Annotated in this window: 11 protein-coding genes and 1 tRNA gene; 2 read left to right on the forward strand and 10 right to left on the reverse strand. The window is 25.0% G+C overall.

The features are described 5' to 3' along the window. Window positions 1-264: 264 nt before the first annotated feature. Entirely contained in the window at window positions 265-2,223 is a 1,959-nt protein-coding gene (uvrB, locus tag NX772_RS03545; RefSeq protein ID WP_027123417.1) for an excinuclease ABC subunit UvrB, read from the reverse strand. A gap of 63 nt (window positions 2,224-2,286) precedes the next feature. Between uvrB and NX772_RS03550 the strand changes: the two genes are divergently transcribed. Then, window positions 2,287-3,102 (forward strand): leucine-rich repeat domain-containing protein, encoded by an 816-nt coding sequence (locus NX772_RS03550; RefSeq protein WP_027123416.1) that lies wholly within the window; start codon window positions 2,287-2,289, stop codon window positions 3,100-3,102. A gap of 24 nt (window positions 3,103-3,126) precedes the next feature. Here NX772_RS03550 and NX772_RS03555 read toward each other — a convergent pair whose 3' ends face one another. The 8 genes from NX772_RS03555 to NX772_RS03590 all read right to left on the reverse strand — a co-directional run bounded on the left by NX772_RS03555 (window position 3,127) and on the right by NX772_RS03590 (window position 14,973). Then, on the reverse strand, window positions 3,127-3,852 hold the full coding sequence (locus tag NX772_RS03555; protein ID WP_027123415.1) for a peptide chain release factor N(5)-glutamine methyltransferase: 726 nt from the start codon (window positions 3,850-3,852) through the stop codon (window positions 3,127-3,129). Next, the gene (gene prfA / locus NX772_RS03560; protein ID WP_027123414.1) at window positions 3,839-4,915 is read right to left on the reverse strand and encodes a peptide chain release factor 1; all 1,077 of its coding nucleotides are present in this window, start codon (window positions 4,913-4,915) and stop codon (window positions 3,839-3,841) included. Before prfA ends, NX772_RS03555 begins: the two co-directional genes overlap by 14 nt. 88 nt (window positions 4,916-5,003) lie before the next feature. Further along, the gene (locus tag NX772_RS03565) at window positions 5,004-10,394 is read right to left on the reverse strand and encodes an MGA_1079 family surface serine endopeptidase (protein WP_027123413.1); all 5,391 of its coding nucleotides are present in this window, start codon (window positions 10,392-10,394) and stop codon (window positions 5,004-5,006) included. Continuing rightward, a complete protein-coding gene (gene gatB / locus NX772_RS03570) occupies window positions 10,387-11,811 on the reverse strand; it encodes an Asp-tRNA(Asn)/Glu-tRNA(Gln) amidotransferase subunit GatB (RefSeq protein WP_027123412.1) in 1,425 nt (474 codons plus the stop codon). Before gatB ends, NX772_RS03565 begins: the two co-directional genes overlap by 8 nt. After that, complete coding sequence (locus NX772_RS03575) at window positions 11,804-13,129, reverse strand: amidase family protein (RefSeq protein WP_027123411.1); 1,326 nt, start codon at window positions 13,127-13,129, stop codon at window positions 11,804-11,806. Before NX772_RS03575 ends, gatB begins: the two co-directional genes overlap by 8 nt. Next, window positions 13,122-13,415, reverse strand: coding sequence for an Asp-tRNA(Asn)/Glu-tRNA(Gln) amidotransferase subunit GatC (locus NX772_RS03580; RefSeq protein ID WP_027123410.1), 294 nt, complete (start codon window positions 13,413-13,415; stop codon window positions 13,122-13,124). Before NX772_RS03580 ends, NX772_RS03575 begins: the two co-directional genes overlap by 8 nt. A 9-nt stretch (window positions 13,416-13,424) precedes the next feature. Further along, complete coding sequence (locus NX772_RS03585) at window positions 13,425-14,279, reverse strand: RluA family pseudouridine synthase (RefSeq protein WP_027123409.1); 855 nt, start codon at window positions 14,277-14,279, stop codon at window positions 13,425-13,427. A gap of 19 nt (window positions 14,280-14,298) precedes the next feature. Beyond that, on the reverse strand, window positions 14,299-14,973 hold the full coding sequence (locus tag NX772_RS03590; RefSeq protein ID WP_259429366.1) for a 16S rRNA (uracil(1498)-N(3))-methyltransferase: 675 nt from the start codon (window positions 14,971-14,973) through the stop codon (window positions 14,299-14,301). A 42-nt stretch (window positions 14,974-15,015) separates the two neighbouring features. On the opposite strand from NX772_RS03590, the gene NX772_RS03595 reads away from it, so the two are divergent. Further along, window positions 15,016-15,091, forward strand: a tRNA-Thr gene (locus NX772_RS03595). Window positions 15,092-15,236: 145 nt separating this feature from the next. Here the strand turns inward: NX772_RS03595 and gyrB are convergent. Continuing rightward, complete coding sequence (gyrB, locus tag NX772_RS03600; RefSeq protein ID WP_027123407.1) at window positions 15,237-17,162, reverse strand: DNA topoisomerase (ATP-hydrolyzing) subunit B; 1,926 nt, start codon at window positions 17,160-17,162, stop codon at window positions 15,237-15,239. Between the last annotated feature and the right edge of the window lie 76 nt (window positions 17,163-17,238).

Here is a 17,238-nt window from a genome sequence, read left to right on the forward strand (position 1 = left end):
AGTAAAAAAGAAAAAACGCCTTAATAAGGCGCCTTAATATAAAATTTTTATTTTATTCTTACATTTTAAATTATTTTATAGTAATACTTTGGATAAATAAAGTATTGATTAGTGTGAAGTAAAAGGAGTTATAACTATAAAAATAAGAACAAAAAATAAAAATTAAATAAAACGAATCTAAAAGTAATTATGATAATCGCATAGAAATCATTCTATGCAAACAAATTTTAACATAAATTACAAATTAATAAATTTTTATGTAACTTATTTTTCGTTTTCTAACTCAAATATTAAATCTCTAATTCTAATAGCGTTCTCTAAATCATCATTAGCAATTAAACGTTCTTTTTCTTTTATTAATCCTTTTATTATTTTGTCAATTTCTTTTTTAGTTTTCTTTTGATTAATTTTTTCTAAACTTTCTTTTACTTCTAAAGATTGGATTGGATCTGTTATAGGTTTAATAACTGTTTTAGGCACTATGTTATTTTTCAAGTTATATTCCATTTGAATTTGACGATTAACTTCATTTTCTTTTAAAGTTTCTTTTATATTATTAGTTATAGTGTCTGCAAATAGTATAGCTCTACCATGATCATTTCTAGCGACCCTACCTATCATTTGAATTAGTGCTGATTTAGTTCTTGCAAAAGAATTAGCATCAGCTTCTAAAATCATTATTAAAGATACTTCTGGTAAATCAATACCCTCTCTTAATAAGTTAACACCAACAATAACGTCAAAAATTCCTTTTCTTAACTTTCTTAAAATTTCATTTCTTTCAAAAGTATTATGTTCAGAGTGAATATAAGCCGATTTAAAGCCTTTTTCTCTTAAATTTGTAGAAAGCATTTCTGCTGTTTTTTTCTTACCAGTTATTATTATAGTTCTTTCCTTATTTTTTATTTGAATATTAATTTGTTTGTATATTTCTTCTATTTGATTTATGGTTGGTTTAATTTCAACAATTGGATCTAAAAGTCCTGTTGGCCTTATTATTTGTTTAATGACCTCTCCGTTAGTTAAATCTGTTTCATATTCAGCAGGAGTAGCTGAAATATAAATTATTTGATTTTCTATTTCTTGAAATTCTTCAAATTTTAAAGGTCTATTATCTAAAGCGGACGGAAGTCTAAAACCATAATCAACTAAATTGCTTTTTCTTTGAAAATCTCCTTTATACATCGCCTTTAATTGTGGAACTGTAATATGAGATTCATCTATAAAAATTAACGTATCTTTAGGTAAATAATCTAATAAAGTAAATGGTTTTTCACCTTCTTTTCTTTGATCCATATGTCTTGAGTAATTTTCAATACCGGAACAAAAACCAAATTCTTTTAATGAATCTATGTCATTTTTCACTCTTTCTTCTAGTCTTTGTTTTTCTACTAATTTATTGTTTTCTTCAAAAAATTTTAATCTATCTTTTAACTCTACTTCTATAGTTGATACTGCTTTTTCTATTGTATTTTTAGTTACTATATATGAATTAGCTGGATAAAGGATAAAATTATTAACTTTTTTTATTAAATTTTTATTTAATCTTTCTAAATAACTTATTTTTTCTATTTCATCATCAAAAAATTCTACTCTTATAGTTATTTCTTCTGTTCAAACAGGATAAAATTCTACAACATCACCTTTTGAACGAAATTTTCCAATTTCAAGATCAATGTCTGTTTTCTCATAACCAAGTTTTACTAATTCTCTAAAAAAATCATTTCTTTTAATTTTCATCCCTGTTTCTATATAGAAAATCGTGGTTTTGTATTCCTTAGGATCTAATGCTCCGTAAATAGCTGCAACAGATGAAACAACAATCGTATCTCTTCTAGAAATTAAGGCATTTGTAGCTGACATTCTCATAGATTCTAAATCTCAATTAGTTTTGCTACTTTTTTCAATGTATTGATCTTTTGTAGGTAAATAAGATTCCGGTCTATAGTAATCAAAGTGTGAAACAAAATATTCAACTTTATTTTCAGGGAATAAAAGTTTCATTTCAGCAAATAGTTGAGAAGCTAATGTTTTATTGTGAGAAAGTATTAAGGCAGGCCTTTTAGTTTCATTTATTACATTAGCCATAGTGAATGTTTTACCACTCCCCGTTACTCCTAATAAGACTTGATGTTGTAAGTTAGCATTTATACCTTCTACAAGACTTTTTATAGCTTGGGGTTGGTCACCCTCTGGTTTATGTTTTGAAACTAATTTGTACATAAGATTAATTATATAGTTTATTTAATAAAATATAAAATAGAAAAATAGTATATAATTTTTTACATGAAAAAAAGATTATTTGCATTAACACCTTTAATAATGTTTACTCCTTTTAGTTTAATTGCTTGTGCACAAAACGACCCTTCTCAACAAGCTACAAGCTTTATAAATAAAAAAGATATTGAAGGAAACTATATTAATATAAAATTAAATGAAGAAAACGAAACATTTACTTTAGATCTATCTAAAGAAAATATAAAAATTATTAATAGCAATAGTTTTCTAGACGGTCAAAAAACAAGAGTTTTTTTTAAAAACCAAGTAATTAAAGATGATAAAGGAAATGATTATACAATAACAAAAAAATATTATTTAACTAAAATAATTTTCCCTTCTTCGCTGGAAAAAATAGAAGAATCTGCATTTAGAAATACCACTTTATTAGAAGAAAAATTTCAAATACAAGAATTGGATTTTTCATTAGCAACTTCTTTGAAAGAAATAGGAGATTCAGCTTTTGAAGGAAATAATATTATTTCATTAACTTTACCGGATTCATTAGAAAGAATTTCCAATTTAGCATTTGCTAATAATAATATTTCTGAATTAAATATTTCTGAAAATTCTAATTTAAGAAATATAGGTATTTCAGCTTTTTTCAATAATAAAATAGAAAATTTAAACTTTAAATCAGATAAAATTAAATTTATTGCTAAAAGTTCCTTTGAAAAAAATGTTATTAATTCTTTAAATTTTAATGAAAAAGTAACTGGTTTAACAATTGAAAAAAGCGCTTTTAAAAATAATTCTATATCCATTTCTAATGTAGAAGAAATTTCTAAAAATGAAACTAATAAAATTAATGAAAACTATAAATAAAAACATAGGAAAAATCCTATATTTTTATTGTTTTATTATCACTATTCTTTCTTTATTATTAATATCTTTAATTACCTCGATATTCATTTTTAAATTTTTGAAAAAAGTTAAATTTCAAGGGGAAATTTCAAAAATCATGATACCATTTTTTTTTAAAAATTTTTTACCATCTTCTATTATCCTTTTATAAAAATAATTACCTTCATCTTCTGCAAAAAGAGCATTTTCATTTTCTCATAAAGTTACACTTTCATCTAATAATACATTTTTAGGAATATAAGGGGGATTAGAAATAATTAAATCATATTTTTTATTTACATCTAAGTTTTTAAAAAGATCAGATTCAATAATTTCTATTTTATTAGAATATATATTATTTACTTTTTGATTTAGTTTAATTTTCGAAATTGCATTCGGATCGTTATCCACCATTGTTACAAAACATTTTTTCTTATCAAAAATAGTAAGTCCAATAAAACCAGAACCTGAACACATATCTAACACAACAGAATTCGAATCTAAAAAATCTAAAGCAGAATTAATAACTTCTTCTGTTTCATATCTAGGAATCAAAACCTTATCATCTGAAATAATAAATTTTAAATTATCCATTTGTACAAAACCTATTATTTGTTGAATAGGCATGCTTGTTTTTAATTTTTCTTTCTCTTCAGGTGTTATGGTTAATTCCATGTTATAGCGTATTTTTTCTCTTAAAAGGGCTTCTTTTCTTGAATTAAAGTCCGGCATTTTTAATTTTTTCCGCTTGTTCTTCCGCTAATAAAGCTTCAATTATAGGGTTAAGTTGCCCTACAATAACATTTTTTAATGAAGTTGAAAATCCAATTCTATGGTCTGTTATTCTATCTTGAGGATAATTATAGGTTCTAATTTTTTCACTTCTTGCTCCAGAACCTGCTAATTTTCTAAAAGCGCCTTCTACTTCTTGTTTTTTTCTAATTTCTAATTCATATAATCTTGTTTTTAAAATTTTCATTGCTAATTCTTTGTTTGCAATTTGACTTCTTCCATCTTGTGATGTAGCTATAACTCCAGTTGGTATATGGGTAATTCTAACAGCTGAATCTGTGGTATTAACTGATTGACCACCCGCACCTGAAGACCTAAATGTATCTACTCTTATATCGCTAGTGTTTATCTCAATTTCTACATCTTCATCTGCTTCAGGCATAACAGTAACAGTAGCAGTAGATGTATGAACTCTTCCTTGTGTTTCGGTTTCTGGAATTCTTTGTACTCTATGTACTCCTGATTCAAACTTTAACTTAGAATAAGCCTTTTCTCCACTTATTGAAAAAACAATTTGAGTAAATCCTCCGGAAGCAGCAAAAGTAGAATCTAAAACTTTCACATTCATGTCATTTGCATCAGCTCACTTAGAATACATTTTAAATAAATCACCTGCAAAAATATTTGCTTCGTCTCCTCCTGCTGCTCCTCTAATTTCCATTATGACATTTCTTTCATCATTTTCATCTTTTGGTAATAAAAGAATAATTAATTCTTTTTCTAAAATAGGCATTTTTTCTTCAGCACTTGAAATTTCTGATTTTGCAAAATTTATAATTTCAGGATCTTTTTCTGAAAGTAAACTTTTAGCCTCCTTTAAGTTATTTTCTAACAATAAATATTTATCAAATGTCTCTACAATTGCTTTAATGGAAGAAATTTCTCTTGTTATTTGAGTATATTTTTTTATATCTTGCATTAATGTTTCGTCTAATAATTTATTATTTAATTCTTCATATTTTTCTTTTATAGAAAGTAAAGATTTATACATTGAATTTTCCATAGTTATTTTATTATATAAGAAAACTAAATTCTTTTGAAAATTTAAAAAAAATAAATAAAAAAACTAACACTCTAAAGTGTCAGTAAAATTATTTTGTTATTTTTTTAATAAATCATGGAATACTATATTCTAATGGTTTTTGAATATTTAGTTTTAACATTTGAGCAAATAATGATTTAGTATTTTCTAATAATAATGGATCTTCATTATCTTGATTTATTCCAAAGTAATTATTATTAATTGTGTCATAGTTTCAAGATTGTAAGAAAGTTAAAGGTGCACCGGAATTTATTGTTGATATATAACTTCCGCCATCACCAATTAACCCTGTACCTGAATTTCCTGCATTAAAGAAAGAAGGAGCATACCCTTGTTGTCTAAATAGTCCTACATTACCTGTTGAAGTACTTGCTCTGTTAATTATATAACCTGATTGTTTTCCGTATGGGAAACCATTTAAAGCAAAATTTTTAATATTAGGCCCTAATATAATAGATTCTTTAACTCCTGTATGGTCTAATTTGCTATTCCCAATAGTAAATCAATTTTCAAAAAATTGAACCATATCCATTTTACCTTGTTCTTTTGCTTTGGCTATTAAAACATTAGCATCTACTATAAATACAGTAACGTCAACAAAATTACCCGTTTTATTTTCTTCACCTTTTTTATTTAATTGTTGAACTCCTGATCAAACTACTCCAACATTTGCACCATCAAATCTATTTGAACCGGATCAATAAGAAAATCCAGGTTCAACATTATTATCAAAATTATCACCTGATCTAACTATGTATTTTCCACCAACTGAAATTGGTAAGTTATTATCAAATTCAGTAAATTTAGAAACATGTTGAACATGATTATTTGTAATTATATAAAATTTACCATCAGATGGATCATTGCTTACTTTTCCAAACATAGTAGCTGATCCAAAACCATAAGCTATTGCTCTAGATTTTACATCATTAACTAAAGGAATATTTTTTCATGATTTATGCATAAATTCATTATCTTGTTTATATCCATTGTGTAATTCAAAAGGAACATTTTGATTTGGATTATAACCTTTGTCTAAAATAACCTCTTCAGAAGTAAAGAATGTAATAGGTTGATTTTCTTGATTATAATCTAAGTTTTTGTAACTAAATAAATTAGTTTGTTGCATAAAATCTTCATGCTCTATGTTGTTTGTATATTCTATTTTGATAGAAGCTCCTGCATTATTTATTAAAAATGCTTTATTTTTATCGAAAGTATCGAATTTTGATTCATCTCTAGTTTCCGCTAAAGTAATTACTTCTTTATAAGGATTTCCTATGAATAATTTATATTGTTTATCTTCTATTTCTACTGAAAAAATAATCCCTTTTTCAACATCATATTTTGCAGATATATTAAAGAAAAACCTTGGATGGTCTCCGCGTGTGCTAAATTTATTTATTTGTCTACTTTCTTGTCTTAATTTTAAAGCTTGACCGCTTATTAATTGTTCAAAATCAAACTCAAAATTATATCCTCTATCTTCGTCAATTATATTTTTTAATCTAAAATCGTTTTGCACTAATGTATTAGCATAAAGATGTAATCTAATTTTTCTTTCACGACTAGAATTAGTTAAAAATGTTTTTTCTATATATTTTTTATCTAATGTTCAACTTGCAATTTCAGTTTTTTCATCGAATTGTCACATTAAATCTTTGTAATAAGGTTCTAATTCTCTTGTTCTTTTTATTTCAGAACTTGATTTGTATATTGTTTGTAATTGACTTCTTTCAAATGTTAAGTTTTCATTTTGATTTATAGAATTAGCAAAACCTGTTATTTTATATCAATTATTCCCTTTTAAAATTGCATTGTTATTTTTTGGATTAGTATATTTTAACCTAATATATGCAGAATTATTTTCTATATTTTTAACTTCTAGTATAGATATATTTTCTGAATTAATTGAAAAATTGTTATATGTAAATACTGAATTTCTAAAGTTTACAAATCTTTTTAAATCACTCGAATTGTTTTCTACTTTAGATTTAAATTCATTTGCACTAATAGTACTAATTTCAGTATTTTTAATGTCTAGATCACTATATTTAATTGAATTTAAAATAATTTCGGGATATAAATTTTCTTTATAATCATTAGTTAAATTTACTAAAGTAATATCTTTATTATTACTATATCTTTTAGTAGTATCTTGTTTATTTATAAAGCCTAATTTAAAAGTTATAGTACCTGGAGCATTATTTCTAACATCATAGAAATACATAAAGTAATTTTGTACAATTCTATTAGTGTCTGCGTCGTTTGATGGATCCGAAGGGCTTGATATACTTACATCTGAACTAAAGAATCCGGAAGAATTTTTGTTTTGATTTTGACTAACGTCTGCGTCGTCTGGATTTTTATTTACTCCACTACTTTCAATGCTTGTAAATCCAGAATTATTTGAATCACCAGTTTGATTTGTAACTTTTAGTTGTAAAAGAAAATTCAACATTTCTGGAGCATTTTGATCGATAATATCTTTTGGATCTAATACTCTAAATTTTAAATTATTTCCTTTAGCAATTACCCCGTCTACTTTTCTATGATCAAAGTTTGTACTGTTAATTTTATTTATAATTGATTTATCATTTTCGTCAATGTTAGAAGTATTAAAGTCTTCTTGTGTAAATCATTGATTAGATGAATTTCTTGGCTTAATATCTCTATAACTTAATGGTTTAAAATAGTTAATTGTTTTTGTATGTTCTTCTATAAATTTATTAGAGTTAACTCTAGGTAATGGTACTTCAACACCATTTTTTTTATATCAGAAGAAAATTTTTGCTTGTCCGCCATTTGTTGCTCCGCTATTGTGAACAACTTCTTTTACTTCTTTGACAAAAATTTGATATTTTCCTATTTTAGGTAGAATATATGATTCATCAAAGGCTTTTATTGCATCTTTCGCATTATATAAACTATGTGTTCTACCTTTTTCTTTAAATTTTAAATTACTAAAAATCTTTTTAGCAGAGGACACTTCTTTTTTATTTATCGTTTCTTTTTCGGTTATAAATTTTAATATTTCTTGTTCATCTTTTAAGTCTTGTTCGCTTGCAGAAGTTTTTGAAGTGTTTAAATAATATTTAAGTTCTGCTGTTTCATTTCCTTTAGAAATTCTAAATTTAAATATAGAATAGTGTTCTGCTGAAATACTATATCTATCTACATCACTAAAATTAATGTTTTCTACTGTGACACCGTCTTCTTTTTCAATATTAAAAAGAACATTATCTGCAAATATTTTGCTAAATACTCTATCTATTTCTTCTTTTGTCATTTCTCCGGATTTTGAAGATCCAGAAAGTTTATCTAAAGCTGTTTTTAATGTCTTTCCTTTTAAGTCATCAAAAGTTTTTTGAATTGGTTCAAAAACGTCTTTTTTAAATCAATGATTAAAAAGTACTCTTTGAATTAGGTTATTACTATATTCTCGGAAATCCTCGTTGTTTGTAAAATCATAATAAGTATCTGGATCTGCATAAAATTTTGAATTTAATCAAATATCCTTTGGAGTTATAGTAACTTTTTTTAATAATTCAGATTTAAAATTTATTACATTTTCTGTTGAAAGGTTAAGTTCTTTAATTTTATCTTTTTCATGAAAAATACCCATTTTAAAAGTTATTTTTTTATTTTCATCGTAAGAAAAACTATTTTCTATTAAACGGTATGTAAAGAAATTATTTATAACTCTTTTTTTATTTTTGAATAATTGTTCTTGTTTTTCGAAATTGTTCTCAATATCAGACTTATACATAGTTTCTAGTTCATCATAAGAAAAATCAAACGCTTCATCTAAGTTGTTGAAATTTATAGAATTAATAATTTCTTGAACATTATTATTAAATGATAATGTTTTTACAACATCTACAACTTTAGATTTATCAATATTACTTTGCGCTTTATAAACAACACTTAATTCATTAAAGTTTTCTGTATTTAAATGCAGTTCTTTAATTTTTAATGAAACATCTGTAATTTTATTATTAGAAAGTAATATATCTTTATTTTCTTCGTTAATTGAAGCACTAAATAAAGTTTCATTTAAGCCGTATTTGGCTAAATTAGGATTTAATTCTACTCTTAAATTAGATTCCACCATCGCTCTAAATTCATCCATTTCAGCACTGCTTAAATCACCATTTAATTCTTGTCTTAAATTTCTTAATTCTAAAATCTTTTCGTTAATTTCGTCTTTTTTATTTAAGTTAGATAAAAAATTATTATCTAATTTTAGATGATTATTGCTTATGAAATTTAATAATTCTGATAATAAATTATCAAATTCTGTTTTATTAGAAGCATTTAAATATTTTTCTGTTTGTTTTGTATTTTCAGAAATGCTAATTTCTTCTATTAATAACTCTGTTATTTGATTGTATTGTGAAGCTAATTTCTCGATTTCAGAAATTTCTAAAGCTATTATCGATGCATCAATATCTTCATTGTATTTTTGTTTGTGTAAATCTGTTAAAAAATTAAAATTAGCAACTTTTTCTTTAGTGCTTAACTTGAGTGCTTTTAACTCTGGATCATTTTCAGATTTCGATGTTATATAAGCTTTAATGTCATTGTAAGTTTTTTCTAGATTTTCTTTTAATTCTGGGCTAATTATTGAAGAATTTAATTTATCATTTTCTATATATTTTAAATATTCATTTTTTAATTCTTGATATTTGGCATCATCTTGATATTTTGAATCATAAGATTTTATAATTTCATTATTTCTCTTTATAATAGAAGCGATATTTTCAAATAATTCTGCAGAATTTTGGAAATCCTTGTTTTTAACTAAATCATTTTTGGCATTGTTTAAAACGCTTTGAAAGAAAGTTTCAGTAAATAAATTAGTGTTTTTTGCATCAATTATTCTATTGAAATAATCTTCATTATTTTTAACTGTTTCTAAATATTTTTTAATCTCTTTTTCTTGTTCTTCGATTTTTATAAAATCTTTATTTATTACAATGTCTAAATTTAAATTTTCAACATTTAATTCTTTTATTTCTTTATCAAATTCGTTTAATAAATTTTGAAAACTATATGTTAATGCATCGTCTAAAATAGATTTAAATTCAGAATTAATCTTTGTTTCATTTAACTTTTTGTAATTTTCATTTCAAGAAGTTAAATTAACTAACATTGTCCTAAATTTATTAACAAATTCCAATTCGAAATATTTAAGATTATTTTCAGCTTTTGATGATTCTTGTAAATTTAAAATTGTTTCTTTTAATTTTTCTGTTCAAAATATTGTTTTAGAATTTAGTAATTCATTATAGATCATTTTACTTTTTTTGAGTTCATCAATTTTATCATTTGAATTATTTGAAGATAAAACTGATGCTGTTATACCGGCAGCTGTACCACTAACTAAAAGCAATAATAAGGCAGATGTAGTTATTATTATTTTTTTCTTCTTATTCATTTTTTCCTTTTATTTTGTTTTCTATATATTCTAAGGTCATCTTGTTAGCTTTTTGAGGATTAGCTTGTCCTTTAGTTTCTTTCATAATTTGTCCTAAAAGGAATTTCATTACTCTTTCAGGTCTATTTATATATTCATTTAATAGTTCTGGATTGTTTAATATATGCTTATCAATAATTTCATAAATTAAAGAATCATTATCAATTTGAATAATATTATATTTTTTAATTAATTCTTCTATTGATAAATTTTCATTTTCTTTATAACTTACAAGTTCTTTACTTTGTTTAGAGGAAATTTTCCCTTCTTGTTCTAAAAGTAAAATATTTTCAATGTCATTTATTTGAATATTTAATTTTTCTATTCCTTTTTCTTTTATATAAGGAACTATTTCTGAAAAGAAAAATTTTGAAACTTTTTCTTTATCTGGAAAAGTGATTTTTGAAAAAAATAATAATCAATCTATGTTATTTAACAGCTGTTCAATGTAATTTTCTTTTATTTTTCAAGATTTTAATTCTTCTTCTCATTCTCAATGTAATTTTGGAAGTTGAATATTTTCAATGAAATCTTTTTCTAATTTAATTACAGGAATATTAGGTTCTGGAAAATATCTATAATCAATTGCTCCAGTTTTTTCTCTCATAACTATGTTTTGTTGTAAATTATCGTCAAATCTCTTAGTTTGTTGTAATATTTTTTCTCCGTTATCTAACTTTTGTTCTTGCTCTTTAATTTCTAATTCGATTGCTTTTTTAATATTTGATAAAGAGTTAATATTTTTAATTTCGACCTTTGTTCCAAAAGGTTTTCCTTTTTCATTCAATGAGATGTTAATATCAGCCCTTAAAGAACCTTCTTCTAATTTTGCATCTGATATATTTAAATATTTTGAAATTTTTGCAATATTTTCAACATACTTTGCAGCTTGTTCTCCACTGCTAATTACAGGGTTAGAAACTATTTCAATTAAAGGGACTCCTGCTCTGTTGTAGTCTAAAAAAGTTCCATCAGTAGTATGAATTTGTTTTGCTGTATCTTCTTCTAAATGAATTCTTTCAATAGAAATTTCAGAATCATTATCATTAATTTTGAAACTAATTTTTCCGTTTTTTCCAATTGGTCTAAATTGTTGTGTTATTTGAAATCCTTTGGGTAGATCTGGATAAAAGTAATTTTTTCTATCAAAATGAATTTCATTATCAATTTCCATTTTTAATGCTTTTGCCAACTTAATTGCTTTTATTATTGATTCTTTATTAACTAAAGGCAATGTTCCGGGATAAGCTAAATCAATTAAATCTATATTTGTATTAGGTGATGAATGGAATGAATTTTTTGCAGGAGAAAACATTTTTGTTTGAGTATTTAGTTCTAAATGAATTTCAATTCCAATAACTACATTATATTTACTCATTTTCCACCTCTTTTATTTCTTTTTCTAATCATAATGCATATGAAAGTAAATTTTCATCATTATCAATTTTAGAATCTATAGCTATATTGAAAGGTAAGTTATTTTTTTTATCTTCACCTAATTTTAAAGTTAAAGAAGGACTTCCTGTTAAATTAGAAGAAGTTAAAATATAATCCATATAGTCATATTTTTCTTTTGAACCAAATAATGGAGCAATACTTGGTGAAGCTGGATAAATAAGAGCATCATATTCACTATAAATTTTGTCAAAATAATTTTTAATTAATCTTCTTATTTTTTGCGCTTTTAAAAATAATTCTTCTTGGTTATCTTTTTCTAAAAAGTATGAACCTAAAATTAGTCTTCTTTGAACCATTTTTCCAAAACCTTTAGATCTAACTTGAGTCATTATTTCACTTCAATCAGAACCACCTTTTCTTTTAGCAAATGCTATACCATTTAAATTAGACAAATTTGATGAAGCTTCTGAATAAGAAATAATATCATATACAGGTTTTATAGCTTTAAATAAATGAACATCTGGTTTAATTGATTTTAATTTAGTTTTTTCTTTTAATTTTTCTACAAGAAGATAATAAGATTTATATACGTCTTCACTTAATAATTTCTTATCAATGTCTAAATAAGCTAATTTAAGTGGTTTTTTTGAAGTGAGGTCGTTTTTAATTTTTAAATCTTTAGAAGTAAGGTCGTTTTCATCTTTTCCATATAGTACCTTAGAAACTTCTATAATATCATTTACGTTATGAGAAAATCAAGCCACTGTATCTAAAGAAGAAGCATAAGCAAACATTCCAAATCTAGACACTGCGCCATAACTAGGTTTAAAACCAACCTTTCCTATAAATGAAGCAGGTAATCTAACTGAATCTCCTGTATCTGAAGCCAAAGCAAAAGAAATATTTTCTGTTAAAGTAGCTGCTGAACCAGATGAAGATCCCCCTACTTTTCTTTTTGAATCTAAAGGATTAGTAATATTCCCTCAATATGAATATATTCCTTCTCCACCTAATGCTAATTCATCGTTATGAACCTTCGCAACAGGAATAGCTCCGTTTTCTATAAGTTTTTTTACTACTGTAGCATCATAAGATGGATAGAAATCTTCTAGTAAAAGTGAAGAAGCTTGCGTTTTAGCATTTTTGGTTGCAAAAACATCTTTTATTGTAAAAACTGTATCACTTAAAATACCGCTATTTTGATTTATTTTTTTATCAAATAAAAAAGAAACAGAATTATTTGTATTATTACTTAATTCTTTAAAAGCTGATTCAAAATTTCCTTTATTTTTAATCATTTATTACCCTTTCAATTACGACATAATCTTCATTTTTATTTGATGCATTTTTAAGTAAAATTTCTTTATTATTACTATTTTCTTTTTCTAAATCTTCTCTTGTTAAAGAAAAAGGTTGAACTTCTGTTAATCTTGTTAGTGGTTCAATATTAGTTACATCAATTTGTTTAAATTCTTCTAACATTTTATTTATTTCTTCAAATTCTTTTTCTAATGATTCTATTACTTCTTCAGTTGGAATTAATTTTAATATTTTGGCTAATTCAATTATTTTTTCTCTCTTCATTGCTATCTCCTATCATTTTGGAAAACAAATAAATTCTTTATTATTTAAATAATCTAATTCATCTGTTAAGTTATTAAACTTTATTCTATAAGAATGTAAAAATAGTCTAAAATCTTTTTTTCCTCCGTATTTTTTATCGCCATAGATTGGAAAACCCATTTTTGATAATGTAACTCTAATTTGATGTTTTTTACCCGTTATTAATTTAGCTAATTTTTTGTTATTTTCCATGAAAAACTCAGTTATAGCTAAGTCTTTAGATTTTTCTACTACCTTCATTTTTCTCTTTTTATCATCTTTTTCTAGATAAAAAGAAGTTTTTGTTTTTTCATTTATTATTATGTCTGATTTAAAAATATAAATTTTTTCAAAAAAACTTTGTTTCTCTTTAAGCTGAACTAAAGAATTATAATTTTTTGCATAAACAACAATTCCTGAAGTGTTCTTATCAATTCTCCCTATATGCGAAGGTATAAAGGAATCTATTTGCTTAAATTTTAAATATTTTAATACTTGGAAATCTAAACTATTTTCTTCACTATGAATTGCTGTTTTTTCATCCTTATTTATAATTAGAATATTTTTATCTTCATATATAATTTCGAAATTTCTTATTATGTTGCTATAAGAGTTTTCATTTATAAAACTAGAATTCATTAGTTGATTATCAATTCCATAAATTTCGATCAGATCATTTTCTTTTATTTTGTATTTTTTATCATTTGTTCTTTTACCATTAATTTTTACATCTTTTAATCTAAATAATTTTTCAATTTTTGATAAAGGAACGTTATTGAGATATTTTATTAAAAATTTAAACAAAGTTCTTCCCTGATCATTAAATGTAGCTTTAATTTTTTTCATATTCAAATTTTACTTTATTTTATATATTTTCTTTAATTCTAGATAAAATTAAAAGTGGTGCAGTTTCTGCTCTTAATATTCTTTTACCTAAGCTTATTGGTTCAAAATTATGTTCTTTAGCTTCTTTTATTTCATTATTGCTAAAACCACCTTCTGGTCCTATTAAAAATATAGAGTCTTGTGGAAAAAAGTACTGATAATTTGTTGCTTTTTCTTTTTCATGAGCAATAAATTTATTCTTAACTTTTAAATTTAATATTTCCTTAAATTTGACAGGATTATGAACTTTCATTATTTTATTTCTAAATGATTGTAGGGTTGAATTTTTTGCTATTTCATTTCAACGTTCTACTTTTTTTTGAATATCATTTCCTAATTTTTGTTCAACATTTTCTGTATAAATCGGATATAAATCTGTAGCTCCTAATTCTGTGGCTTTTTGAATTAATCATTCAAATCTTTTTGTATTTATAATTGCGCTAGCTATTATTACAGGATTTTCATATTCATGATTTTCTTTTAATTCAGATTCTATAATTGCAACATTATCCTTAAAATGACAAATGTAAAACTTTTCTTCAAATAAACATATTATTTTTTCATTTTTAATTCTAGCTACTTTTAAATGTAAAAGTGTTTCTTTTGAAAAAGTAAAAATATTACCTTCTTTTTTTATAGCAAAAAAACGCATCATATTTATCACCTTCATTTTTTTTAGTATAATATTATTTAGAATGCCATCATAGCTCAGTAGGTAGAGCACATCCATGGTAAGGATGGGGTCGCAGGTTCGATTCCTGTTGTTGGCACCATATCACAAATGACCTATTTAAATAAGCAAATGTGCTTATTTTTTATTTACTTTTAAATTAGTAATTTTGAAATAAAAATCAAGTGTTTTATTTCTAAACTTTACACTTGATTTTAAATTTTATAATTTCAAATATTACTTTTTTCTTATAAATCTATATTTTTAACAAATTTAGCATTTTCTTCAATGAATTCACGTCTAGGTAAAACTTCTTCACCCATTAGCTGTTCAAACACTTGTGAAGCAATCATGGCGTCTTTAATTTGAACTTGAAGCATTTTTCTAGCTGCTGGGTCCATTGTAGTTTCTCACAATTGTTCAGGATCCATTTCTCCTAGCCCTTTATATCTTTGAATAGAAAATTTACTATCTCCTATTTTACTTAAAATTTCTTCTTTTTGAGCATCATTATAGGCATATTCATCTTTTTTGTTATAAGAAATTTTGTATAAAGGAGGTTGTGCTATATAAATAAAACCATATTCAATTAAAGGTTTAAAATATCTATATAAAAAAGTAAGAAGTAAAGTTCTAATGTGAGCTCCATCGACATCGGCGTCTGTCATGATAACTATTTTATGGTATCTTAATTTATTTATATTGAACTCCGGTCCAATTCCTGTGCCAAAAGCAGTAATTAAAGAAAGGATTTCCTCGTTTTTAAATACTTTTTCATCACTTGTTTTTTGAGAGTTAATAACCTTACCTCTTAAAGGTAAAATGGCTTGATAATGACGATCTCTACCCATTTTAGCACTACCACCAGCAGAATTTCCCTCAACTATATATAATTCTGCAATTTCTGCATTTTTGGTAGAACAGTCTGCTAATTTTCCTGGTAAAGAACCAACTTCAAATGGGTTCTTTCTTTTTGTAGCTTCTCTTGCGGAAGCAGCTGCTTTTCTAGCTTTTTGAGCAAGTAAATTTCTTTCAATTATTTTTCTAGCTTCACTAGGGTTTTCATTTAAAAATCTTTCAAATACTTCTGAAAATATTTTATTTACAGCTGGTCTTACATCTTTGTTGATTAATTTCCCTTTAGTTTGTCCTTCAAACATTGGATCACTATGTTTTATAGAAATAACAACAAACATTCCTTCTTTTAGATCTTCTCTTGAAAATTTATCAGTTTCATTTTTTAGAAACTTATTTTCAAAAGCATAATTATTTAAAATTCTTGAAAGTGAGTCGAATAATCCTGTTTCGTGGGTTCCGCCTTCTTTGTTATAAATGTTATTTGCATAAGTTAGAATTTCTTCTCTATCCTCTGAAACGTATTGCAACGCTACTTCTACGTTTATATCAGTTGATTTTTCTTCACCTAAATTAAAAACACCTTCCGCATAAATAGAATTCTCTGTAATTTTTTGATATCCTTTTGTTAACTCGGAAATATAATCAATTATTCCGCCCTCAAAATAAAATTCTTTTTTAATGTTTACTCTTTCATCTTCGACTATGAATTTTAATCCCTTAGTTAAATAAGCGGTTTGTTTTATTCTATCAATTACAGTATCTAATTTGAAATCATGTTTTTCCATTATTTCAAAATCGGGTTTAAACATAATTGTAGTACCAGTTTCATTTTCTAGGCAATCACCTATCGGTTTTAGATCTTCAACTTTTTTACCACCATTAATAAATTCTTGAAAATATATCTTTTTATCTCTTTTTATTCAAACTTTTAAGTGGGAACTTAAAGCATTTACAACTGAAGCACCAACACCATGTAGTCCTCCTGAAACTTTATATGCATTACTGTCAAATTTTCCACCTGCATGTAAAACAGTTAAAACTACTTCTGCTGCAGATACGCCGTGCTTAGGATGAATATCAACCGGAATACCTCTACCATTATCACTTATTTTTACATAACCATCTTTTGTTAGAACAACTTCAATTGTATTAGCAAATCCAGCTAAACTTTCGTCCACAGCATTATCAACAATTTCTCAAATTAAGTGATGTAATGCTACTATACCAGTTCCGCCCACGTACATTCCAGGACGTTTTCTAACAGCTTCTAGACCTTCTAAAGATTGTATACTACTTGCACCATATTCTTTACTCATATATCTCCTTTAATCATAATTCTTTCAAGACTTAATAATATAATTATTAAATTATACATTTTTTTTATTTAATACA

It is taken from the genome of Mesomycoplasma molare (assembly GCF_024918955.1).
Taxonomy (GTDB): domain Bacteria; phylum Bacillota_I; class Bacilli_A; order Mycoplasmatales; family Metamycoplasmataceae; genus Mesomycoplasma_A; species Mesomycoplasma_A molare.